Genomic DNA, 21,686 nt, shown 5'->3' on the forward strand with positions numbered 1-21,686 from the left:
GCAAGGCGGCCGGCATGGGTGCGGCAGGGCCGCGCATGATAGCAAAGTTGGCGGCAGCGGACATCGAACAACGGTCAGCGCGCCTTGCGGCCGCGCCGAGCGCGATGATAGCAAACGTACTACCATGGACCGTCGACTGCCAATCTTGCAAGGTGAGCCATGCCGGACAACATCAATCTCGAGCATTTCTGGATGCCCTTCACTGCCAATCGTCAGTTCAAGTCGCGGCCGCGCATGCTGGTCGGCGCGCAGGGCATGCATTACATCACCGACGACGGTCGCCGCATCCTCGACGGCACCGCCGGCCTCTGGTGCGTCAACGCCGGCCATGGCCATCCGAAGATCGTGCAGGCGATACAGCAGCAGGCGGCCGCTCTCGATTACGGCCCGCTGTTCCAGATGGGCCATCCGCGCGCCTTCGAGGCGGCCAGCGCCCTGGTGTCGATCGCGCCCGAGGGCTTGAACCGGGTGTTCTTCTGCAACGACGGCTCGGAAGCGGTGGACAGCGCGCTGAAGATCGCCCTCGCCTATCACCGCGCCCGCGGCGACGGCCTGCGCACCCGGCTGATCGGACGGGAGCGGGCCTACCACGGCGTCGGCTTCGGCGGCATCGCGGTGGGCGGCATCGCCGGCAACCGCAAGCACTTCGGTCCGACACTGGCCGGCGTCGATCACCTGCGCCATCCGCTCGACATCGCCCGCAATGCCTTCTCGCGCGGCCTGCCGGAGCATGGGGCCGAGATCGCCGACGAACTGGAGCAGCGCCTGCTGGCGCTGCATGATCCGTCGACGGTGGCCGCCGTCATCGTCGAGCCGCTGCAGGGCTCCACCGGCGTCATCCTGCCGCCCAAGGGCTATCTGCAAAAGCTGCGCGCCATCTGCGACCGCCACGGCATCCTGCTGATCTTCGACGAGGTGATCACCGGCTTTGGCCGCCTCGGCACGGCCTTCGCCGCCGATTACTTCGGCGTGGTGCCGGACATGATCGTCTGCGCCAAGGGCTTGACCAACGCTGCCGTGCCGATGGGCGCGGTGATCGTGCGCCAGGACATCCACGACGCCTTCATGGCGGCGGCGCCGGAAAACACCATCGAGTTCTTTCACGGCTATACCTACAGCGGCCATCCCCTCGCCGCCGCGGCAGCGGTGGCCGCCATCGGCGTCTACCGGGAGGAAGGCCTGTTCGACCGGGCGGCGGCGATGGCACCCTATTTCGAGGATGCCGCGCACAGCCTGAAGGGCCTGCCCTGGGTGAAGGATGTGCGCAACCTCGGCCTGGTATGCGGCATCGAACTCGAAAGCGTGCCCGGCAAGCCGACGGCGCGGGCGGTGGATGTGTTCCTCAAGTGCTTCTGGGACAAGAACGTGCTCATCCGCACCACCGGCGACATCATCGCCCTGTCGCCGCCGCTGATCATCGACAAGCCGCAGATCGACGAGCTGTTCGGCGCCATCGGCGACGTGCTGAAGCATCAGCAGGCAACGCCCTCGCCGGAAGCGGTGGAACAGCTGCCCTGACGCCTAGGCAGGAGATCTCAGCCGGCGTCCGCGCTTGCCAGAACGGGCGCGGGCTTCGCCGGTCGACAGGCCGCATCGGATGCAAGCGCGCCGCGTGCCCGTAGCGCCGCCAGTTCGTTGCCCACGAGCGCCGACAGCACCACGCCGCCGCCGATCACGGTATTGAACCCAGGCGCTTCACCCGCGCCCAGCCAGGCCCAGACCGGGCCGAGCAGCACTTCGATCAGCGACAGCAGCGACACTTCCGGCGCCGACAGCGTACGCGTCGCGCGCAGCATCAGCATGCAGGGCAGGCCCAACTGGAACACGCCGAGCATCGCGAGGATGCCGACGTCGTGCCCGGAAGCGCGCAGCGGCATGGCGAAGGGCAGCATCAGCAGCGCCGAAAACACGCTGCCGAGGAAGATGGCCGGCATCAGGTCCACGTCCTGGCCCGCCTTCTTGATGATCATGAGGTTGGTGGCCGAAGCCGCCGGCACCGCCAGCGCGATCAGCATGCCGATCAGATGCGACGGCCCGAGATTGCTGATGCCGTTGATGAACATCCACACCATGCCGACGAAGGCGGCGGCAATCGCCAGCCAGGTGCGGCGCGCCACCGCCTGCTTCAATATCAGCCAGGATAGAAAAGCGGTCAGCAGCGGCGCAATGCTGAGCATGATCAGGGTGTTGGCGACGGTGGTGCGGGTCAGCGCGATCATGAAGCAGCTGAACATGGTGCACCACATCAGCCCGGAGACGACGATGCGCCAGCCGCCGCCGCGAATGGCAGCCAAGGTGCCGGCAAGCCCCCGCTGCGCGACCAGCGCCGCGCCGACGAACAGGGCGGAGAACAGGCTGCGCCAGAACGTCACCTCGAAATCGCGCGCGGCGTCGAGATGGCGGGTGAACACGCCGGCAATGCTCCACATAGCCGGCGCGCAGATCATCAGCAAGATGCTGCGCTGGTGGATTGTCAGGGATTTCATGGTCCGAGTAAAAAACAAGCCCGGTATCCTGGTAAGGAAGCCGGGCTTTTTCAAAAGCAACGGCATGTCTGCGACAGCCGCTGCCCGATTCAGTTCAGAAATTCTTCGCTTATGCCGCTTCGCGCGACGCCTTCTTGCGCTCATGCTCCTTCAGGAAGCGCTTGCGCAGGCGGATGCTCTTCGGCGTGATCTCGACCAGCTCGTCATCCTCGATGAATTCGACCGCGTATTCCAGGGTCAGCTGGATCGGCGGCACCAGGCGCACTGCTTCGTCGGTGCCGGAGGCGCGGACGTTGGTCAGCTGCTTGCCCTTGATCGGGTTGACGACGAGATCGTTGTCGCGCGAGTGGATGCCGATGATCATGCCTTCGTACACCGGATCGTTGTGGCTGACGAACATGCGGCCGCGATCCTGCAGCTTCCACAGGGCGTAGGCGACGGCGGCGCCGTCATCCTGCGAAATCAGCACGCCGTTGCGGCGGCCGGCGAGTTCCGGCTTGTTGGCGTCGACCGGCGCGTAGTCGTCGAAGATGTGGCTCATCAGGCCGGTGCCGCGCGTCAGCGTCATGAATTCCGACTGGAATCCGATCAGGCCGCGCGCCGGAATGCGGTACTCGAGGCGCACGCGGCCCTTGCCGTCCGGTTCCATGTTCTGCAGGTCGCCGCGGCGGCGGCCCAGCTCTTCCATCACGCCGCCCTGGTGGGCATCCTCGACGTCCACCGTCAGCAGCTCGAACGGCTCGCACTTGACGCCGTCGATTTCCTTGAACACCACGCGCGGACGGGACACCGCCAGTTCGTAGCCTTCGCGGCGCATGTTTTCCAGCAGGATGGTCAGGTGCAGTTCACCGCGGCCCGACACTTCGAAAGTGGTGTCGTCGCCGGTGTCGGTGACGCGCAGGGCGACGTTGGACTTCAGCTCGCGGTCGAGGCGGTCGCGGATCTGGCGGCTGGTGACGAACTTGCCTTCGCGGCCGGCCAGCGGCGAGCTGTTGACCAGGAAGTTCATGGTCAGGGTCGGCTCGTCGACCTTCAGCATCGGCAGCGCATCCGGCGTATCCGGCGCGCAGACGGTGGAGCCGATGCCGATTTCCTCGACGCCATTGATCAGCACGATATCGCCGGCCTGGGCTTCATCGACCAGCTGGCGCTCCAGGCCCTTGAACTTCAGCACCTGGTTGATGCGGGCCTTGATCGGAGTGGAATCCGGACCGTTCATCACGATCACGTCCTGCAGCGCCTTGACGCGGCCGCGCTTGATGCGGCCGATGCCGATCTTGCCGACGTAGGAGGAGTAGTCCAGCGAGGAGATCTGCAGCTGCAGCGGGCCGTCCGGATCGTCGTCGCGCACCGGCACGTTCTCCAGTACGGAGTCGAACAGCGGCTTCATGGTGCCTTCGCGCACGGTCGGGTCGAGGCTGGCGTAGCCGTTCAGCGCCGACGCGTACACCACCGGGAAGTCGAGCTGCTCTTCGGTCGCGCCGAGCTTGTCGAACAGTTCGAAGGTGGCATTGATGACCCAGTCCGGACGGGCGCCGGGGCGGTCGATCTTGTTGACCACGACGATGGGCTTCAGGCCGAGGCCGAGCGCCTTGCGGGTGACGAAGCGGGTCTGCGGCATCGGGCCTTCGACCGCGTCCACCAGCAGCAGCACCGAGTCGACCATCGACAGCACGCGCTCCACCTCGCCGCCGAAGTCGGCGTGGCCCGGGGTGTCGACGATGTTGATGTGGGTGCCTTCGTATTCGACGGCGCAGTTCTTCGCCAGAATGGTGATGCCCCGTTCCTTTTCCAGGTCGTTGGAGTCCATCACGCGGTTATCGACCTGCTGATTCTCACGGAAGGTGCCGGACTGGCGCAGCAGCTGGTCCACCAGAGTGGTCTTGCCGTGGTCAACGTGGGCGATGATGGCGATATTGCGTAGGGCGCGTTTGGTGTCGGACATGGTCGTGGCCTGCAAAGACGGGAAAACCGACGATTATAGCATGCTGCGCTGCACGAACCGAAGAAACCTTTTGCTTTTCAACGGGTTGCGCAGCCTGCACGGGTCTTCCCAGGGTTGTTCGGTGGTATGGATGGTTCGATATCGACGCTAATTGGCAGCCGTGGCGATGAGGCGCTCCGGCCGGAGCACGCCAAACGATTCGAGCTGGCCGGTGCCGAGCAGACGGTTCGATGTCTGTTCGTAGACCCGGACCCGGCCCGGCGCTGCGGGCAATTCGACATCGGTCTGGCCTAGCGCCAGGCGCTGTCCATGCAGGAATCGGCGGGCAAGCTCATCTGACAGCTTGAGCGCCGGAAAAGTGCCGAGCAAGGCATCGACCGGCGCCAGCAGTTTTTCCCGTTCGGCTTCCGCCGTCGCTTCCAGCTGCTCCAGCGTCTGGCAACCATCCAAGGTCAATGCGCCGACGCCGGTGCGCCTCAAGGCGTTCAAGTGTGCGCCGCAGCCGAGGACCGCGCCGATGTCCTGCCCCAATACCCGGATGTAAGTGCCCTTGCTGCAGGTGACCCGCAGGCTCAGGAAAGGCGCTTGCCAGTCGAGCAAGTCGAGCGCGTGGATGGTGACGGCGCGCGCCTGCCGCTCCAGGGTGACGCCGGCGCGCGCATATTCGTACAGCGGCTTGCCGTCACGCTTCAGGGCGGAATACATCGGCGGCACCTGTTCGATGGCTCCCCGGAATCGCGCCAGCACGGCCTCGATGTCGGCGAGCGACACATCGACCGGCTTGCTGCCGACCACTTGTCCTTCGGTATCGCCGGTATCGGTTTCGATGCCGAGATGCACCACGGTTTCATAGGTCTTGTCGGCTTCCAGCAAATCCTGGGAGAACTTGGTGGCTTCGCCGAAACAGAGCGGCAGCAGGCCGGTGGCGAACGGGTCTAGGGTGCCGGTATGGCCAGCCTTGAGCGCCAGCAGCAGGCGCTTGGCGCGGATCAGGGCATCATTGCTGGACAGGCCGACCGGCTTGTCCAGCAGCAGCACGCCGTCGAGGGCGCGCCGGTTTTTCTTGGGTACGGCGGACATGGAAGAGAAAGCCGTCCGGGTGGGCGGCATGGGCAGGGATGAAGGGCAATCGCGAACGCTTACTCGTCCGCATCCTTGGCGCGGCTGGCATTCGCTTCGTCGATCAGGCGCGACAGTTCCATGCCGCGCGCGGTCGACCGGTCATGCACGAAGTGCAGTTCCGGGATCATGTGGATGGTGAGGCGCCGGCCGAGCTGGCCGCGCAGGAAGCCTGATGCCTTGTGCAAGCCGGTGATCGCATTCTGCACCGCCTCTTCACTGTCGTTGAGGGTCGTGAAGAAAATCTTGGCGTGGGCGTAATCCGGGGTCACCTGCACTTCGGTGATGGTGATCATGCCGACGCGCGGGTCCTTCAGCTCGAAGGCGATGATTTCCGACAAATCGCGCTGGATCTGGTCGGCAACGCGAAGGCCGCGCCCGGGTATGGATTTGCTGTGTCTGGCCATGCTGTTCTTGTCAGGTAAAACGGCCGCGCTCAAGGCCGGAAGGATGCGTGAAGGTGCATCCAGTGTAGACAAGGACCGCAATCATGCAATCCCCGTTCCGTCATGCCGCAGCGCGGTGTTCGAATGAAGGAGGGTTAAAAAACGGCGCCACGCGGGCGCCGTTTCCGGTTGCTGCCATCGCCGGGCGACGGCGGATTACAGCGTACGGGCGACTTCCTGCACCTCGAAGACTTCCAGCTGGTCGCCTTCCTGGATGTCGTTGAAGTTCTTCAGCGTCAGGCCGCACTCGAAACCGGCCTTGACTTCGCGCACGTCATCCTTGAAGCGCTTGAGCGAGTCGAGTTCGCCGGTCCAGGCCACCACGTTGTTGCGCAGCAGCCGGACTTGCGCGCCCCGGCGCACCAGACCGTCGAGCACGTAGCAGCCGGCGATGGAACCGACCTTGCTGACGTGGATGACCTGACGGATTTCCACCAGGCCGAGCGTGTTCTCGCGCTTCTCGGGCGCCAGCATGCCCGACATCGCCGCCTTGATCTCGTCCACCGCATCGTAAATGATGTTGTAGTAGCGGATGTCGATGCCGCTGGTTTCGGCCAGCTTGCGGGCGGATGCGTCGGCGCGGGTGTTGAAGCCGATGATGACCGCCTTCGAGGCAACCGCGAGGTTGACGTCGGATTCGCTGATGCCGCCCACCGCCGCGTGCACGATCTGCACCCGGACTTCCTCGGTCGACAGCTTCTGCATCGCATGCACGATGGCTTCCTGGGAACCCTGCACGTCGGCCTTGATGATCATCGGCAGGTTCTTCACCTCGCCCTCGCCCATCTGCTCAAACATGTTTTCCAGCTTGGCCGCCTGCTGCTTGGCCAGCTTGACGTCGCGGAACTTGCCCTGCCTGAACAGCGCGATCTCGCGCGCCTTGCGCTCGTCGCCCATGACCATGACTTCCTCGCCGGCGGCCGGCACTTCGGTCAGGCCCTGGATCTCCACCGGAATGGAAGGACCGGCCTCGGCGATGTTCTTGCCGTTTTCATCCAGCATGGCGCGCACGCGGCCATAAGAGGAACCGGCCAGCACCACGTCGCCGCGCTTAAGTGTGCCGGTCTGCACCAGCACGGTCGCGACCGGACCGCGGCCCTTGTCCAGCTTGGCTTCGATCACCAGGCCCTTGGCCATCGCATCCACCGGCGCCTTCAGTTCCAGCACTTCGGCCTGCAGCAGCACGTTTTCAAGCAGATCGTCGATGCCCTGGCCGGTTTTGGCCGACACCGGCACGAACGGCGCTTCGCCGCCATAGGCTTCCGGCACCACGCCTTCGGCGATCAGCTCCTGCGTCACGCGGTCGGTGTTGGCACCCTGCTTGTCGATCTTGTTGATCGCCACGACGATGGGAACGCCGGCCGCCTTGGCGTGGGCGATCGCTTCCTTGGTCTGCGGCATGACGCCGTCATCTGCCGCCACCACGAGGATGACGATGTCGGTCGCCTTCGCGCCGCGGGCACGCATGGCGGTGAACGCCTCGTGACCCGGGGTGTCCAGGAAGGTGATGATGCCGCGCGCCGATTCGACGTGATAGGCGCCGATGTGCTGCGTGATGCCGCCGGCCTCGCCCGCCGCCACCTTGGCGCGACGAATGTAGTCCAGCAGCGAGGTCTTGCCGTGGTCGACGTGACCCATGACGGTGACCACCGGCGCCCGCGGCAGAGCCTCGGCATCGGTGTGGGGGCCGCTTTCCTCCAGCAGCGCTTCGGGATCGTCGAGCTTGGCGGCGTAGGCCTTGTGGCCCATCTCTTCCACCAGGATCATCGCGGTTTCCTGGTCCAGCACCTGGTTGATGGTGACCATCTGGCCCAGCTTCATCATGTGCTTGATGACTTCGGATGCCTTGACCGCCATCTTGTGCGCCAGCTCGGCCACGGTGATGGTCTCCGGCACGTGGACGTCCTTGATCACGGCCTCGGTCGGCACCTGGAAATTGCTTTCGCGCTGGTCATCGTGCGAAGAGCGGCGGCCACGCGGGCCGCTGCGCCAGCCGTCCCGTCCGCCTGACGGCGCGCCGGGTCCGCGGGTCTTGATCGCGTTGCGCTTCTTGGCGTCGTCCTGCCAGGTGGAGGAGACATTGGCCGACTTGATCGACTTCTTGTCCCCCGGTGCCGGCTTCTTGTCCGCCGGCTTGTCGCCCGGCTTCTTGTCGGCCGGCTTGTGCAGGGTGCCTTCCTGGGCCTTCGCCTGCGGCGCGGGTGCGGGCGCCGGCTCCGGCGCCTTCATGACGCGGCGCGGCGCATTCATCATGGCCTTGATCTGCGCGACTTCTTCCTCCACGGCGCGGCGGGCGCGCTCGGTGGCGGCAGCGCGCTCGGCCGCAGCCTTGGCATCTGCCTCGGCGGCCTTGCGCTTGGCTTCCTCGGCTTCCGCGCGGCGCTTGGCTGCGTCTGCGGATGCTTCCGCGGCGCTGCTGGCGGCTTCCTTCTCGCGCCGGGTCTTATCCTCTTCCTCGCGGCGGCGAGCCTCTTCGGCTTCAGCCATGGCCTTGGCCTGGGCGGCCTTTTCGGCTTCCAGCTTGGCCAGTCGCTCCTGCTTCTCGCGCAGCTCGGCTTCCTGGCGCGCCAGCAGCTCGGCCTGCCGCTGCGCTTCTTCGGCGCGGCGGGCCTGCTCGGCTTCGTCCACCACCGGGGCGGCCGACGCCGGCGCAGCCGTTTCCACGGCCGGCTCGTCGCGCTTGATGAAGGTGCGCTTCTTGCGCACTTCGACCTGGATCGTGCGCGACTTGCCGGTGGCATCAGCCTGCTTGATTTCGGTGGTTTCCTTGCGCGTCAGGGTGATCTTCTTCTTCTCGCCGTCCGGCGCCGCGCCATGCGAGCGGCGCAGATGGCTGAGGAGCTTGTCCTTGTCTTCCTTCGACAGCGGATCGGACGCCGAACTCTTGTCGACGCCCGCCGCGCGCAGTTGCGTCAGCAGCAGATCCGCCGGCATCTTCAGTTCGGTGGCAAATTGGGCTACGTTGTTACTCGCCATTCAGTCCTCTTTTCTATGTGACAGGGCAGATGAGTGGGATGCGATTACGATCATTGGGCTTCGGCCAGTTCCCAGGCCTTTGCCTGCAACGCCTTCGCATGATCGTCGTACTTCGCATCGATCAGTTTCATCTCGTCGTCGGTCACATCCTTGAATTCATTTTCAATCAGTTCGCGTGCGCGCTCGGTAGGCAGTGCCAGGATTGCGCCAAATTCGTCATAGGCCAGCTCGGAGAAAGCCTTGACTGTCTTGATGCCGGACAGCCCAAGCTTGCCTGCGGTCGTGCGGTCCATGCCTTCGAGGTTGATCAGCGCTTCTTCCATGCCTTCCAGGCCCTCTTCCGAAGCGATGGCCTCGGTCACCAGGGCGTCGCGGGCGCGGTTGCGCAGCTCGTTGACGGTATCCTCGTCGAAGGCCTCGATGTCGAGCATTTCCGTGATCGGCACATAGGCGATTTCCTCGAGGCTGGTGAAGCCTTCGTCCACCAGGATGTCGGCCACTTCCTCGTCGACGTCCAGCTTGTCCATGAACAGCGAGCGGATCGCTGCTTTCTCGGCGGCCGCCTTGTCGGCGGATTCCTCGGCCGTCATGATGTTGATCTGCCAGCCGGTGAGCTCGGACGCCAGGCGCACGTTCTGGCCGCCGCGGCCGATGGCGATGGCGAGGTTTTCCTCGTCGACCACCACGTCCATCGCATGCTTTTCCTCGTCGACCACGATCGAAGAGACATTGGCCGGCGCCAGCGCGCCAATGACGAACTGAGCCGGATCTTCCGACCACAGCACGATGTCGACCCGCTCGCCGCCGAGCTCGCCCGTCACCGCCTGCACGCGCGAACCGCGCATGCCGACGCAGGTGCCGATCGGATCGATGCGCTTGTCGCTGGTGTAGACGGCGATCTTGGCACGCACGCCCGGATCGCGAGCGGCGGACTTGATTTGCAGCGAGCCCTGCTCGATTTCCGGCACTTCCAGCTCGAACAGCTTCATGATGAAGTCGGGGGCGGTGCGCGACAGGATCACCTGCGGGCCGCGGGCATTGCGGTCCACGCGCAGGATGTAAGCGCGGACGCGGTCGCCGATGCGCAGATTCTCCTTCGGGATCATCTGGTCGCGCGGCAGGCGGGCTTCGATCTTGCCGGATTCGACGATGGCGTCGCCGCGCTCCATGCGCTTGATGGTGCCGGTGACCAGGGTGTCGCCGCGGGCCAGGAAGTCGGCCAGGATCTGTTCGCGCTCGGCGTCGCGAATGCGCTGCAGCACGACCTGCTTGGTATCCTGGGCGAAGCGGCGGCCGAAGTCGACCGACTCGATCGGCTCTTCGATGAAGTCGTCGATTTCGATATCGGGAATCTGTTCACGGGCTTCGAAGTGCAGCACTTCCTGGTCCGGCTGCTGCAGGCCCGCCTCGTCAGGCACCACGCGCCAGCGTCGATAGGACTCGAACTCGCCGGTGTCGCGATCGATCGAGACGCGAATGTCTACCTCGCCTTCATAGCGCTTCTTGGTTGCCTGGGCGAGTGCATGCTCCAGCGCTCCAAAGACGATTTCCTTATCGACGTTCTTCTCACGCGCCAGCGCATCGACCAACAATAAAACTTCGCGACTCATGCTTTGCGACTCCTAAAGTCTACTTTCGGCACCAAGCGTGCCTTGTCCACATCGGCCAGCGTGAATTCCAGCACGGCCGGCCCTTCTTTACCTTCGAATTCGAGTTTCAGCGTTTCGCCTTCCGGCGCATGCAGCACGCCCTGAAACGACTTGCGGTTGGGCGTGCCAGGCATCGGCATGCGCAGCTTCACCACGGCCTCCTGACCGGCGAAGCGCGCATAGTCGGCCAGCTTCTTCAGCGGCCGGTCCAGGCCGGGCGAAGATATTTCCAGCCGCTCGTAATTCACGTTCTCGACCGTCAGGACATGTGACAGCTGATGACTGACCTTTTCGCAGTCTTCCACGGTGATGAAACCGCGATCCGCCTCTTCCGGCACGAAGTCGATGTACACGCGCAGCAGGCCCTGGCCGGCCTGCTCGAGGTCGACCAGTTCATAGCCCATGCCGGTGATGGTTGTTTCAATCAGTTCCTGCAAACGCAAGGCGCTTCTCCGCATTGAGCGGCCCGGGCCGGAAATGGATGCTGCAATTTGAGAAACAAAAAAAAAATGGGCAATTGCCCATCTTTTTGTCATTGCAGCCATCCCATTCCCTGTCGCGGCGTTACCCGCACGGGCGGCTCTTCATTTCAAATACACGTAACTGGCTAATTATAAACAAAAACATTAGCCATCGCAACGGCATGAGCGCTTAATTCCCGGCAAATTCATCGATTCGCCGGAAGAAGCGCCAACCGTCGCATCAGTTCCAAACGACTCAGGCCTTCCCCATATAGGCACTGAAGCGCCTGGTTCAAGCCCGCGCTGCCTTAGCCTCGGCCGCGACGTCGGTTCATCCCCTGCATCGCCACGCCGGCGCGCGCGCCGCCGCCGCGGCGTTGCTGTCCCATGCCGGGGAAGCCGAGCGCCGTTTGCAGCGGATCGGGCTGGCGGCTACGCTGCTGGCCCTGACCCTGGCCTTGTCCGCGGCCCGGCCCCCGCTTCTGCGACTGGGCAGGATCGGATAGGGTATTGCCGTTGCGGTCGCCACGCTGCTGCGGACGGCCCTTGGCCTTGCCGTTGGCATGATTGCCGTGGTTGGCACCGGCGGAAGCCTGCTTCTCCATGCCGCTCGCCGTCATCAGCTCGCGCACGGCATTTTCGTCCAATTCTTCCCAGCGGCCGCGCTTGAGCCCGCGCGGAAGGGTCATGGCGCCGTAACGGGTGCGGATCAGGCGCGACACCGTCAGGCCGACCGCTTCGAACATGCGGCGCACTTCACGGTTGCGACCTTCGCCGATGATCACTCGGTACCAGCGGTTCACGCCCTCGCCTCCGCCATCGATGATGCGCGAGAACTGGGCCAAACCGTCTTCCAGTTCCACGCCGGCGAGCAGCTTCTGCCGCATGCCTTCTTCCAGTTCGCCCAGGGTGCGCACCGCATACTCGCGCTCGATGTTGTAACGCGGGTGCATGAGGCGATTGGCCAGGTCGCCTGAGGTAGTGAACAGCAGCAAGCCCTCGGTGTTGAAGTCGAGGCGGCCAACGGCCAGCCACTTCGCCGCCTTCATGGTCGGCAGGCGGTCGAACACCGATGGCCGGCCTTCGGGATCCTGATGGCTGACGATTTCGCCGGCCGGCTTGTGGTACACCAGCACGCGTGGCGGGCGCTTGCTCACCTTGCGCTGGATGAGCTTGCCGTTGATGCGTACCTGATCGGTGGCGAGAATGCGCTGGCCGATATGGGCCGGCTCCCCGTTCACCGACACGCGACCCGCGATGATCAACTCTTCCATGTCGCGCCGCGAACCGAGGCCCGCGTCGGCGAGGACCTTGTGCAGCTTGGGCGCATCGTCCTCCGCCGTCAGGTCGCGGCGGACCGCGCGCGCCGCCTGGGAGCGGCCGCCGTCCCCGCCGTCATGGCTATCGTAAGCATCGGAGGTAACGAAAGAAAACACGTCGTCCGGATCATGCTGCTTGCCGCGTTGGGCGCTGCCGGCATCCTTGCCGGGGCCACGGGCGCCGTTCGGCCTGGCCTTGGCGCCGGCCGGCTTGGGGCCGCGCTCGTTCCGTTCATTCTTCTGGCGGCGATTCCTGCTGCCATCCTCGGCCTGGCGCGCCGGCATGGGCGCACTTGCCCGATCGGCGTCCATCGACTCGACCGCTGGCTCGCCTGCGGCGCCAGGCTCGGCATTGCGCGCAGCACGCGCGCGCCTCAGGCTGCGCGGGCCACGCACGCCGCGCTTCTGCTGCCGCGCTTTCGCCTCATCGCCCGCACCTTGCTCCGCACCGGATTCCGGACGATCGGAGGAGTCGCCCTCCTTAGGCTCGGAAGCGGCGACAGCGAGGGCTGCATCATCATTGGGAAGCGCTGGATTCATTGTTTGGTTCTTTATTGAGCGGTTCGGATGCCGTATCGGATTCCGGAGGAATCGCGGCATCTGCGGTGGACTGCTGGAAATCGGAGCGATCCGCGGGTTCGGCGGATTCAGACGGCTGCTGCGCATCGACAGGCACAGCTTGCGCCGAGCCGCCTGCCAGCGATCCCGGCTCGGCACCGCTAGGCGTGCCGGCGAGGCCGGTACCATCGGCAGCCTCGTTGTCAGTGACAGCAGTTTCGGCCGCAAAGTTCATGGCCGTCTGACTCGGACTGGCCGCCATGCCGGCGCCGAGCGCTTGCGCCTCCGGCAGCAAGCCATCCTTGCTGACCTGCTGCAGCGGCGGCAACTGGTCGAGCGAGGTCAGGCCGAGATCGTCGAGGAACTGCCGGGTCGTGGCAAAAAGGGCTGGCCGGCCGGGGACGTCGCGATGGCCGATGGCCTCGATCCATCCGCGATCCTCGAGCATTTTGATGGTCTGTGAGTTGACGGTCACGCCACGGATTTCCTCGATGTCCCCGCGCGTCACCGGCTGACGGTAAGCGATGATCGCCAGCGTTTCCATCGTCGCGCGCGAATAGCGCGGCGGCTTTTCCGGATTCAAGCGCTCCAGGTATTTCTTCATCTCCGGACGGCTCTGGAAACGCCAGCCGGTCGACAGGCTGACGATTTCGATGCCCTTGTCCGCCCAGTCGTTCTTCAGCTCCTCCAGCATCTGACGGATGGCATCGACACCAATTTCCGGCTCGACCGCTTCCTCGCCATCCAGGTAGAGCTTCTTCATGTCGTTGATCGACAAGGGCTCATGCGCGCAAAGCAATGCGGTTTCGAGGACCTTCTTCGCCTCAAGAATGTTCATGTGCGGTGGTATGCGTCTTGTTAGATAACAATTTGCAGAGATCGTTGTAGATGCTGCCCGGGGCGAGAGGATGCCCGGCCGGAGAACCCGTGTGAAGCTGGCTCCGCCGCTCGATTTCGAGGAGTGTATTGAGTGAGCGGGAAAGCAAAGACCAGGAATTGGTTGCGGGGGCAGGATTTGAACCTGCGACCTTCGGGTTATGAGCCCGACGAGCTGCCAGACTGCTCCACCCCGCGTCTGGAGAGGTGGATTATATAGAGGTTGCCGCCCCAACGCAAACCAATGCGGAAAAAACCTTCCTTGAGGCGCGGACATTCTTCCTGCATCGGCCGATGCTACACTGCCGTTGCTTGATACATTGATTACTTCGGGCCCGGTTCGCCGCGTACGGCTGACGGCGCTCAACCACAAGGCCATTCTCTTCATGAAATTCTGCTCCGAGTGCGCACACCCGGTCTTGCTGACGGTTCCCCCCGACGACAACCGCCCCCGGTTTGTCTGCGCCAACTGCGGCACCATCCACTACCAGAACCCGAAAATGGTGATCGGCTCGATTCCGGTATGGGAGGAAGGCGGCGAACTGCGGATCCTGCTGTGCAAGCGCGCGATCGAACCGCGGCTGGGCTATTGGACCCTGCCTGCCGGCTTCATGGAGAATGGGGAGACCACGAGCGATGCGGCGATCCGCGAAACGCTGGAGGAAGCTGGCGCGCGCGTCCAGCTGCATGGGCTGTTCTCCCTGCTGAATGTGCCGCATGTGCACCAGGTGCACATGTTCTACCGCGCATCGCTGCTGGACCTTGACTACAGCGCCGGCATTGAAAGCCTGGACGTAGGCCTGTTCACCGAATCCGAAATTCCGTGGGCCGACATTGCCTTCCCGACCGTGGCATACACCCTCAAGTCCTTTTTCGCCGATACGGCGCAAGCAAGTGAAAAGGATTGCGGCTACCGTCTGCATACCGCAGACATCACCCGGCCGATGCGGTCCACGGACTGATTCCCGACCAAGGTCTTGCCGACGGGGGACGCCAACTCTGCCGTAGGGCGGTCAGGCGTCCCTTTCCTGCTTACCAGCTCGTCTCCCGCTCCGCCGTAGCGCTGATCTTGTGGATCGACAGGTCGGCGCCGTCGAATTCCTGCTCCGGATCGAGACGGATGCCGACCGTCTTCTTCAACGCGCCGTAGATCACAAGGCCGCCAGCAACCGCAATCGCCACGCCGAGAATGGTGCCGGCCAGCTGCGACGCCAGCGACACCCCGCCGATACCCCCCAAGGCCTTCTGGCCGAAGATGCCGGCAGCGATGCCGCCCCACGCGCCGCACAGGCCGTGCAGCGGCCACACCCCCAGCACGTCGTCGATGCGCCACTTGTTCTGAACCAAGGTGAACATCCAGACGAAGATGGCGCCGGCGATGGCGCCGGTCGCCAGCGCGCCGAGCGGATGCATGAGATCGGAGCCGGCGCATACCGCCACCAGACCGGCGAGCGGGCCGTTGTAGGCGAAGCCGGGGTCGTTCTTGCCCATCAGGACCGCCACCAGGGTCCCGCCCACCATGGCCATCAGGGAGTTCATCGCCACCAGGCCATTCATCTTGTCGAGGGTCTGTGCGCTCATGACGTTGAAGCCGAACCAGCCCACCGTCAGAATCCATGCGCCAAGCGCAAGGAAGGGAATGTTCGAAGGGGGATGGGCGGCAATCGCGCCATCCTTGGAGTAGCGGCCACGGCGCGCGCCGAGCAGCATCACCGCAGGCAGGGCAACCCAGCCGCCTACCGCATGCACGACCACGGAGCCAGCGAAGTCGTGAAATTCTTCCGAAAACATGTTCTTCAGCGCATCCTGGATGCCGAATCGGTGGTTCCAGGCAATGCCTTCGAAGAAGGGATAGACGAAACCGACCAGCAGCGCCGTCGCCACAAGTTGAGGATGGAATTTGGCGCGCTCGGCAATGCCGCCAGAAATAATGGCTGGAATCGCCGCAGCAAAGGTGAGCAGAAAGAAAAACTTCACCAGTTCGAAACCGCTGCGGTTGGCGAGCGTCGTTGCGTCATCGAAGAAATGAATTCCGTAGGCAATGGTGTAACCGATGAAGAAATACGCAATGGTGGAGATGCCGAAATCCACTAAGATCTTGACGAGCGCATTGACCTGATTTTTTTTCCTGACAGTGCCTAGTTCCAAAAATGCGAAACCCGCGTGCATTGCCAGGATCATAATTGCCCCTAGCAAGATGAATGTTGCATCGGAACCGTTTTTAAATGCATCCATGAAAGACCAATCTCCCTAAAATTGTGCACTGTGCGGCAAAAAGAGCTGTGATAGAGCAAGATTTATTCCATTATGGTGCAAAATTGCAAGTTCTTGATTCCTTTACGAATTAGATAAAGTTCATGGCAATGTTCTCTCCAAGTCGCACTATGGCAGGGCGTTTTTTTGGTGCAAAGGAATGTTCATGATTCCCTGGCTTGGGAAGAAATCGCCGTTTCCGGATGTGTCCCGGGCCTTGACCGAGCTTGACGGCGCACCCGGACTGCTTGCTGCCGGAGCCGATCTGTCTCCAGAACGCTTGCTATATGCGTATCAAAATGGCATTTTTCCTTGGTTTTCCGAAGGTCAGCCCATCCTTTGGTGGAGTACCGATCCGCGCATGGTGCTCTATACCAGCCGTTTGAAGCTGTCGCACAGCCTGCGCAAAACCTTGCGCAAGGTGGAGCAGAATCGGGCGGATGGTGGACCCTGGAGCATTCGCTTCGATACCGCCTTTGCCGACGTGATGCGCGCCTGCGCGGCGCCACGCCGCGATGGCACCGGCACCTGGATTTCGGAAGACATCATTCGCGGGTATACCGCCTTGCACGAGCGTGGTTTCGCCCACTCTGCCGAAGTGTGGCTGCACGGGGAACTCGTCGGCGGCGCCTACGGCGTGAGCATCGGCCGGATGTTTTACGGCGAATCGATGTTTGCCCGCGTTACCGATGCCTCCAAGATTGCGCTCGCTTATCTGGTCCGCTTCCTGCAACTCCATGGGGTGGAAATGATCGACTGTCAGCAGGAGACCGGCCATCTGGCCTCGCTCGGCGCGGCTCCGATCCCGCGTCACGAATTTATTTCCCACCTGCGAAACGCAATCGCCTTTCCGCAGATCGAAAGGTGGAATCCTGTGCCGCCGCTCGAACCGAAGGAAAGTTTTCAAACGGACCGGCAGACCGTGTAAATTAACGTTGTCCGCATCGTAGTCAGGTAAGACGCCCATGACGCATCTGAAAGACCTACCCTTTGCCGCGCTCCAGTTCTACGCTACGGCACCCTACCCCTGCAGTTATCTCGAGGAGCGCCAGGCACGCTCGCAAGTGGCGACGCCATCCCACCTGATCAATGCCGACGTCTACTCCGAGCTGGTGAAGAACGGTTTCCGCCGCAGCGGCATCTTCACCTACCGGCCCTATTGCGACGGCTGCAATGCCTGCATCCCGGTGCGGGTGAAAACCGGCGAATTCCTGCCCAACCGCAGCCAGCGGCGCGCCTGGAGCCGCCATCATCGTCTCGACGCCTGGGTGACTACCCTGGCTTACGTTCCGGAGCATTACGAGCTCTATCTGCGCTACCAGGCGGCACGGCATGCCGGCGGCGGCATGGATCAGGACAGCCGCGACCAGTACGCGCAATTTCTCCTTCAGAGCAAGGTCAACACCCGCCTGGTGGAATTCCGCGATACCGACGGCACGCTGCGCATGGTCAGCATCATCGACGTGCTGAGCGACGGCCTGTCCTCGGTGTATACCTTTTACGACCCCGATGTCCCGGGCGCGTCCTTCGGCACCTTCAACATCATGTGGCAGATCGATCAGGCCAAGCGCCTCGACATGCCCTATGTCTACCTCGGCTACTGGATCAAGGACAGCGCGAAAATGGCCTACAAAGTCAATTTCAAGCCGCTCGAAGGCCTGCGCCAGGGGAAATGGGAAAACTGGACCTGATGCTCGGTTCAAAGCTGAGGCAGTCAATATACGGCTACAATACGGCGCTTTAACTGCGGGCATTCCGCGCCATTCAATCCTTGGATGACACGGCGCCGGTGCCGGCCGATTGTTGATAGCCATGTCCGACCGACTCCTGTACGCGCTGGCGCGCCCTCTCCTGTTCTCGCTCGACCCCGAAGCCGCCCATCATCTCACCCTGCCCTCGTTGAAGAAGGCGGAACGCCTCGGCTTGACCAAGGCCTTCCCGGCTGTTCCGAGCGACCCACGCACGGTGATGGGCCTGCGCTTTGACAATCCGGTCGGCCTGGCGGCGGGCCTGGACAAGGATGGCGCCTACATCGACGGGCTGGCGTCTCTCGGATTTGGCTTCATCGAAGTCGGCACCGTCACCCCGAAGCCGCAGCCCGGCAATCCGCAGCCGCGCATGTTCCGCCTGCCGCGCGCCAACGCCATCATCAACCGCATGGGTTTCAACAACGGCGGCGTCGACGCCTTCGTCGCCAACGTGCAGAAGTCCCGCTTCTACCAGGACAAGCAAGGTGTGCTTGGCCTGAACATCGGCAAGAATGCCTCCACGCCGATAGAGCGCGCGGCCGAGGATTACCTGCATTGCCTTGAAAAGGTGTATCCGTATGCGAGCTATGTCACGGTCAACATTTCTTCACCGAACACCAAGAACCTGCGCCAGTTGCAGGGCGGCTCCGAATTGGATGCCCTGCTCTCGCAGTTGAAGCAAGCGCAGCAGCGGCTGGCGGACCGGCATGGCCGCTACGTGCCAATCACGCTGAAGATCGCTCCCGATGTGGAGCAGGATCAGATTCGGCAGATTGCCGCCGCGCTGCTCGATCATCGCATGGATGGCGTCATTGCCACCAACACCACCACTTCGCGCGATGCGGTGCAGGGCATGCCGCATGCACAGGAAACCGGCGGCCTGTCCGGCGCTCCGGTATTCGACATGTCGAATACCGTTATCCGCGCCTTGAAGCAGGAACTCGGCAACGCCATCCCAATTATCGGCGTGGGCGGCATCCTGTCCGGAGATGATGCGCGGGCCAAGCTGGACGCCGGCGCTTCGCTGGTCCAGCTCTACACCGGCCTGATTTATCGCGGTCCGGCACTGATACGGGAATGCGCCGCCGCGCTGCGTACAGTCCAGCACGCCTGAATTCGGCTGGTGTTGCCGGCACGTTTCTGTTACTGCTTTCAGCTTCTTGAAATAAAAAACCCGGTCTTCATGCGAAGACCGGGTTTTTGTTGGGAAGCTCAATTATTCGACTTCGAGCGTTTCTTCCGGTGCCGGCGGCGGATCGATATCGCCCTCGGCAAAGTCCAGCTTGATCTGCTCGCTGTCGTCCAGATCCACGGTCACTCGACCGCCGGAAACCAGTCGACCGAACAGCAGTTCGTCGGCCAGCGCCTTGCGGATCATGTCCTGGATCAGGCGCGACATCGGACGTGCGCCCATGAGCGGATCGAAGCCTTTCCGTCCCAGGAACTTGCGCAGCTTGTCGGTAAACACCGCTTCGACCTTCTTCTCGTGCAGCTGCTCTTCCAGCTGCATGAGGAATTTGTCGACCACCCGCAGGATGATTTCCTCGTCCAGCGCACGGAAGCTGATGATCGCATCCAGGCGGTTGCGGAACTCCGGCGTGAACATGCGCTTGATGTCGGCCATCTCGTCGCCGGTCTCGCGCTGCTCGGTGAAGCCGATGACGCGCTTCTGCAGCGCTTCTGCGCCCGCGTTCGTGGTCATGATGATGATCACGTTGCGGAAATCGGCCTTGCGACCATTGTTGTCGGTCAGCGTGCCGTGGTCCATCACCTGCAGCAGGATATTGAAGATATCCGGATGCGCCTTTTCGATCTCGTCGAGCAGCAGCACCGCGTGCGGCTTCTTGGTGATGGCTTCGGTCAGCAGGCCGCCCTGGTCGAAACCGACATAGCCCGGAGGCGCGCCTATCAGGCGGCTCACCGCATGGCGCTCCATGTACTCCGACATGTCGAAGCGGATCAGCTCGATGCCGAGAATGAAGGCAAGCTGCTTCGCCACCTCGGTCTTGCCGACGCCGGTCGGACCGGAGAACAGGAAGGAACCGATAGGCTTGTCGGTCTTGCCGAGGCCTGCGCGCGCCATCTTGATGGCGGAGCCCAGCGCCTCGATAGCCGGATCCTGGCCGAAGACCACGTTCTTGAGATCGCGGTCGATGGTCTGCAGTTTGGTCCGGTCATCCTGGTTGACCGACTGCGGCGGAATCCGGGCGATCTTGGAAATGATTTCCTCGATCTCGGACTTGCCAATGGTTTTCTTCTGCTTCGACTTCGGCAGGATGCGCTGGGCGGCGCCTGCTTCGTCGATGACGTCGATCGCCTTGTCCGGCAGATGGCGGTCATTGATGAAGCGCGCAGCCAGTTCGGCGGCCGAGGTCAGCGCGGAGGCCGAATACTTGACGCCGTGGTGCTCCTCGAAGCGGGACTTCAGGCCGCGCAGGATCTGCACCGTCTGCTCCACCGTCGGCTCCGTCACATCGATCTTCTGGAAGCGACGCGACAGCGCATGGTCCTTCTCGAAGACGCCGCGGAACTCGGTGTAAGTCGTGGCGCCGATGCACTTCAGCTGGCCGGACGACAGCGCCGGCTTCAGCAAGTTGGAGGCGTCCAACGTGCCGCCCGAAGCCGATCCCGCGCCGATGATGGTATGAATCTCATCGATGAATAAGATGCCGTTCGGATTGTCCTTGAGCTGCTTGAGTACCGCCTTCAGGCGCTGCTCGAAGTCGCCGCGATACTTGGTGCCCGCCAGCAGTGCGCCCATGTCAAGCGAATACACCACGGCATTCTGCAGAATCTCGGGAACGTCGCCCTGAGTCACGCGCCAAGCCAGACCCTCGGCGATGGCGGTCTTGCCGACGCCGGCTTCGCCTACCAGCAGCGGGTTGTTCTTGCGCCGGCGGCACAAGGTCTGAATGACGCGCTCGACTTCCTGCTCGCGCCCGATCAGCGGGTCGATCTTGCCTTCGGCCGCCATCTTGTTCAGATTCTGGGTGTACTGGTCCAGCGGGCTTTCCTTCTGCTGGCCTTCGACCTGAGTGTCCTCTCCGCTTTCCGGTCCCTTCTGCGGTTCGGCCTGTTGGTCCTTGCGCACGCCGTGGGAAATGAAATTCACCACATCCAGGCGAGTCACCCCCTGCTGGTGCAGGTAATAGACGGCATGGGAATCCTTCTCGCCGAAAATGGCCACCAGCACATTGGCGCCGGTTACTTCTTTCTTGCCATTGGATGCGGATTGCACGTGCATGATGGCACGCTGAATCACCCGCTGAAAGCCGAGGGTCGGCTGGGTGTCGACTTCACTGGTGCCAGGCACGGTCGGCGTATTGTCGCTGATGAAATTCGTCAGCGTCTTCCGCAGATCTTCGATATTGACTGCGCATGCGCGAAGCACTTCCGCTGCGGACGGATTGTCCAGCAACGCAAGCAGCAAATGCTCGACTGTAATGAACTCATGCCTTGCCTGACGAGCTTCGACAAAGGCCATATGCAAACTTACTTCCAGTTCCTGCGCAATCATGCTTCCTCCATCACGCACTGCAGGGGATGCCCTGCCTTTCTAGCGTGGGTTAACACTAACTCCACTTTGGTCGACGCAATATCCTTAGGATACACGCCACATAAGCCCTTTCCGTCACGATGCACCTTGAGCATGATCTGCGTCGCGGTTTCTCGATCCTTGTTGAAATACTCCTGGATGATCGCGACTACAAATTCCATGGGAGTGTAGTCATCGTTTAAAAGCAGCACTTGGTACATCGGCGGCGGCTTCAGCTTCTCCTTTTGCCTAGCAAGTACCGTACCGTTCTCTTCCCTGGTTACCATGCTCGGATTCTAATCACGTAATTTTTTC

The 21,686-nt window shown here is 62.8% G+C and carries 17 protein-coding genes and 1 tRNA gene; 5 read left to right on the forward strand and 13 right to left on the reverse strand.

Features of this window, described 5'->3' with window-relative positions; translation table 11 throughout:
* Window positions 1–159: 159 nt before the first annotated feature.
* A complete protein-coding gene (gene aptA / locus CHB88_RS05110; RefSeq protein WP_089398205.1) occupies window positions 160–1,518 on the forward strand; it encodes an omega-aminotransferase AptA in 1,359 nt (452 codons plus the stop codon).
* Window positions 1,519–1,535: 17 nt separating this feature from the next.
* Here aptA and CHB88_RS05115 read toward each other — a convergent pair whose 3' ends face one another.
* The 10 genes from CHB88_RS05115 to CHB88_RS05160 all read right to left on the reverse strand — a co-directional run bounded on the left by CHB88_RS05115 (window position 1,536) and on the right by CHB88_RS05160 (window position 14,033).
* On the reverse strand, window positions 1,536–2,486 hold the full coding sequence (locus CHB88_RS05115) for a DMT family transporter (protein ID WP_089398206.1): 951 nt from the start codon (window positions 2,484–2,486) through the stop codon (window positions 1,536–1,538).
* Between the two features lie 109 nt (window positions 2,487–2,595).
* Complete coding sequence (typA, locus tag CHB88_RS05120) at window positions 2,596–4,431, reverse strand: translational GTPase TypA (protein WP_089398207.1); 1,836 nt, start codon at window positions 4,429–4,431, stop codon at window positions 2,596–2,598.
* Between the two features lie 147 nt (window positions 4,432–4,578).
* On the reverse strand, window positions 4,579–5,511 hold the full coding sequence (gene truB, locus CHB88_RS05125) for a tRNA pseudouridine(55) synthase TruB (protein WP_176442324.1): 933 nt from the start codon (window positions 5,509–5,511) through the stop codon (window positions 4,579–4,581).
* 59 nt (window positions 5,512–5,570) lie between these two features.
* Window positions 5,571–5,957 carry a 30S ribosome-binding factor RbfA gene (gene rbfA, locus CHB88_RS05130; RefSeq protein ID WP_089398209.1) on the reverse strand — a complete coding sequence of 129 codons (387 nt, stop codon included), beginning with the start codon at window positions 5,955–5,957 and terminating at the stop codon, window positions 5,571–5,573.
* Window positions 5,958–6,152: 195 nt separating this feature from the next.
* On the reverse strand, window positions 6,153–8,972 hold the full coding sequence (infB, locus tag CHB88_RS05135) for a translation initiation factor IF-2 (protein WP_089398210.1): 2,820 nt from the start codon (window positions 8,970–8,972) through the stop codon (window positions 6,153–6,155).
* A 50-nt stretch (window positions 8,973–9,022) separates the two neighbouring features.
* The gene (nusA, locus tag CHB88_RS05140; protein ID WP_089398211.1) at window positions 9,023–10,582 is read right to left on the reverse strand and encodes a transcription termination factor NusA; all 1,560 of its coding nucleotides are present in this window, start codon (window positions 10,580–10,582) and stop codon (window positions 9,023–9,025) included.
* On the reverse strand, window positions 10,579–11,064 hold the full coding sequence (rimP, locus tag CHB88_RS05145; RefSeq protein ID WP_089398212.1) for a ribosome maturation factor RimP: 486 nt from the start codon (window positions 11,062–11,064) through the stop codon (window positions 10,579–10,581). The genes nusA and rimP overlap by 4 nt, the downstream gene beginning before the upstream one ends.
* A gap of 326 nt (window positions 11,065–11,390) precedes the next feature.
* The gene (gene rluB / locus CHB88_RS05150; protein ID WP_245844750.1) at window positions 11,391–12,941 is read right to left on the reverse strand and encodes a 23S rRNA pseudouridine(2605) synthase RluB; all 1,551 of its coding nucleotides are present in this window, start codon (window positions 12,939–12,941) and stop codon (window positions 11,391–11,393) included.
* Complete coding sequence (scpB, locus tag CHB88_RS05155) at window positions 12,919–13,797, reverse strand: SMC-Scp complex subunit ScpB (RefSeq protein ID WP_089398214.1); 879 nt, start codon at window positions 13,795–13,797, stop codon at window positions 12,919–12,921. Before scpB ends, rluB begins: the two co-directional genes overlap by 23 nt.
* A gap of 159 nt (window positions 13,798–13,956) precedes the next feature.
* A tRNA-Met gene (locus CHB88_RS05160) sits at window positions 13,957–14,033 on the reverse strand.
* A gap of 188 nt (window positions 14,034–14,221) precedes the next feature.
* Between CHB88_RS05160 and CHB88_RS05165 the strand changes: the two genes are divergently transcribed.
* On the forward strand, window positions 14,222–14,797 hold the full coding sequence (locus tag CHB88_RS05165; protein WP_089398500.1) for an NUDIX hydrolase: 576 nt from the start codon (window positions 14,222–14,224) through the stop codon (window positions 14,795–14,797).
* Between the two features lie 70 nt (window positions 14,798–14,867).
* On the opposite strand, the gene CHB88_RS05170 is transcribed toward CHB88_RS05165, so the two are convergent.
* Window positions 14,868–16,070, reverse strand: coding sequence for an ammonium transporter (locus CHB88_RS05170; protein WP_089398215.1), 1,203 nt, complete (start codon window positions 16,068–16,070; stop codon window positions 14,868–14,870).
* A gap of 184 nt (window positions 16,071–16,254) precedes the next feature.
* Here CHB88_RS05170 and aat point away from each other — a divergent pair, with 184 nt between their 5' ends.
* The 3 genes from aat to CHB88_RS05185 all read left to right on the forward strand — a co-directional run bounded on the left by aat (window position 16,255) and on the right by CHB88_RS05185 (window position 18,950).
* A complete protein-coding gene (gene aat / locus CHB88_RS05175) occupies window positions 16,255–17,016 on the forward strand; it encodes a leucyl/phenylalanyl-tRNA--protein transferase (protein WP_089398501.1) in 762 nt (253 codons plus the stop codon).
* Between the two features lie 37 nt (window positions 17,017–17,053).
* Complete coding sequence (locus CHB88_RS05180) at window positions 17,054–17,779, forward strand: arginyltransferase (protein WP_089398216.1); 726 nt, start codon at window positions 17,054–17,056, stop codon at window positions 17,777–17,779.
* A 121-nt stretch (window positions 17,780–17,900) separates the two neighbouring features.
* Entirely contained in the window at window positions 17,901–18,950 is a 1,050-nt protein-coding gene (locus CHB88_RS05185; protein ID WP_089398217.1) for a quinone-dependent dihydroorotate dehydrogenase, read from the forward strand.
* 102 nt (window positions 18,951–19,052) lie between these two features.
* Here the strand turns inward: CHB88_RS05185 and clpA are convergent, their stop codons facing one another.
* Window positions 19,053–21,353, reverse strand: a complete 2,301-nt coding sequence (clpA, locus tag CHB88_RS05190; RefSeq protein WP_089398218.1) for an ATP-dependent Clp protease ATP-binding subunit ClpA — start codon at window positions 21,351–21,353, stop codon at window positions 19,053–19,055.
* Window positions 21,350–21,658: an ATP-dependent Clp protease adapter ClpS gene (gene clpS / locus CHB88_RS05195; protein WP_089398219.1), complete on the reverse strand. Its 309-nt coding sequence runs from the start codon at window positions 21,656–21,658 to the stop codon at window positions 21,350–21,352. Before clpS ends, clpA begins: the two co-directional genes overlap by 4 nt.
* Between the last annotated feature and the right edge of the window lie 28 nt (window positions 21,659–21,686).

This window comes from Noviherbaspirillum humi (assembly GCF_900188095.1).
Classification (GTDB): Bacteria; Pseudomonadota; Gammaproteobacteria; order Burkholderiales; family Burkholderiaceae_D; genus Noviherbaspirillum; species Noviherbaspirillum humi.

Excerpts from the sequence above, each read along its gene's own strand:
- truB (WP_176442324.1), bottom strand. The coding sequence starts at position 5,511 with ATGTCCGCCGTACCCAAGAAAAACCGGCGCGCCCTCGACGGCGTGCTG.
- CHB88_RS05180 (WP_089398216.1), top strand. The coding sequence starts at position 17,054 with ATGACGCATCTGAAAGACCTACCCTTTGCCGCGCTCCAGTTCTACGCT.
- CHB88_RS05115 (WP_089398206.1), bottom strand. The coding sequence starts at position 2,486 with ATGAAATCCCTGACAATCCACCAGCGCAGCATCTTGCTGATGATCTGC.
- aptA (WP_089398205.1), top strand. The coding sequence starts at position 160 with ATGCCGGACAACATCAATCTCGAGCATTTCTGGATGCCCTTCACTGCC.
- aat (WP_089398501.1), top strand. The coding sequence starts at position 16,255 with ATGATTCCCTGGCTTGGGAAGAAATCGCCGTTTCCGGATGTGTCCCGG.
- typA (WP_089398207.1), bottom strand. The coding sequence starts at position 4,431 with ATGTCCGACACCAAACGCGCCCTACGCAATATCGCCATCATCGCCCAC.
- infB (WP_089398210.1), bottom strand. The coding sequence starts at position 8,972 with ATGGCGAGTAACAACGTAGCCCAATTTGCCACCGAACTGAAGATGCCG.
- nusA (WP_089398211.1), bottom strand. The coding sequence starts at position 10,582 with ATGAGTCGCGAAGTTTTATTGTTGGTCGATGCGCTGGCGCGTGAGAAG.
- clpA (WP_089398218.1), bottom strand. The coding sequence starts at position 21,353 with ATGATTGCGCAGGAACTGGAAGTAAGTTTGCATATGGCCTTTGTCGAA.
- rbfA (WP_089398209.1), bottom strand. The coding sequence starts at position 5,957 with ATGGCCAGACACAGCAAATCCATACCCGGGCGCGGCCTTCGCGTTGCC.
- rluB (WP_245844750.1), bottom strand. The coding sequence starts at position 12,941 with ATGAATCCAGCGCTTCCCAATGATGATGCAGCCCTCGCTGTCGCCGCT.
- clpS (WP_089398219.1), bottom strand. The coding sequence starts at position 21,658 with ATGGTAACCAGGGAAGAGAACGGTACGGTACTTGCTAGGCAAAAGGAG.
- CHB88_RS05165 (WP_089398500.1), top strand. The coding sequence starts at position 14,222 with ATGAAATTCTGCTCCGAGTGCGCACACCCGGTCTTGCTGACGGTTCCC.
- CHB88_RS05170 (WP_089398215.1), bottom strand. The coding sequence starts at position 16,070 with ATGGATGCATTTAAAAACGGTTCCGATGCAACATTCATCTTGCTAGGG.
- scpB (WP_089398214.1), bottom strand. The coding sequence starts at position 13,797 with ATGAACATTCTTGAGGCGAAGAAGGTCCTCGAAACCGCATTGCTTTGC.
- CHB88_RS05185 (WP_089398217.1), top strand. The coding sequence starts at position 17,901 with ATGTCCGACCGACTCCTGTACGCGCTGGCGCGCCCTCTCCTGTTCTCG.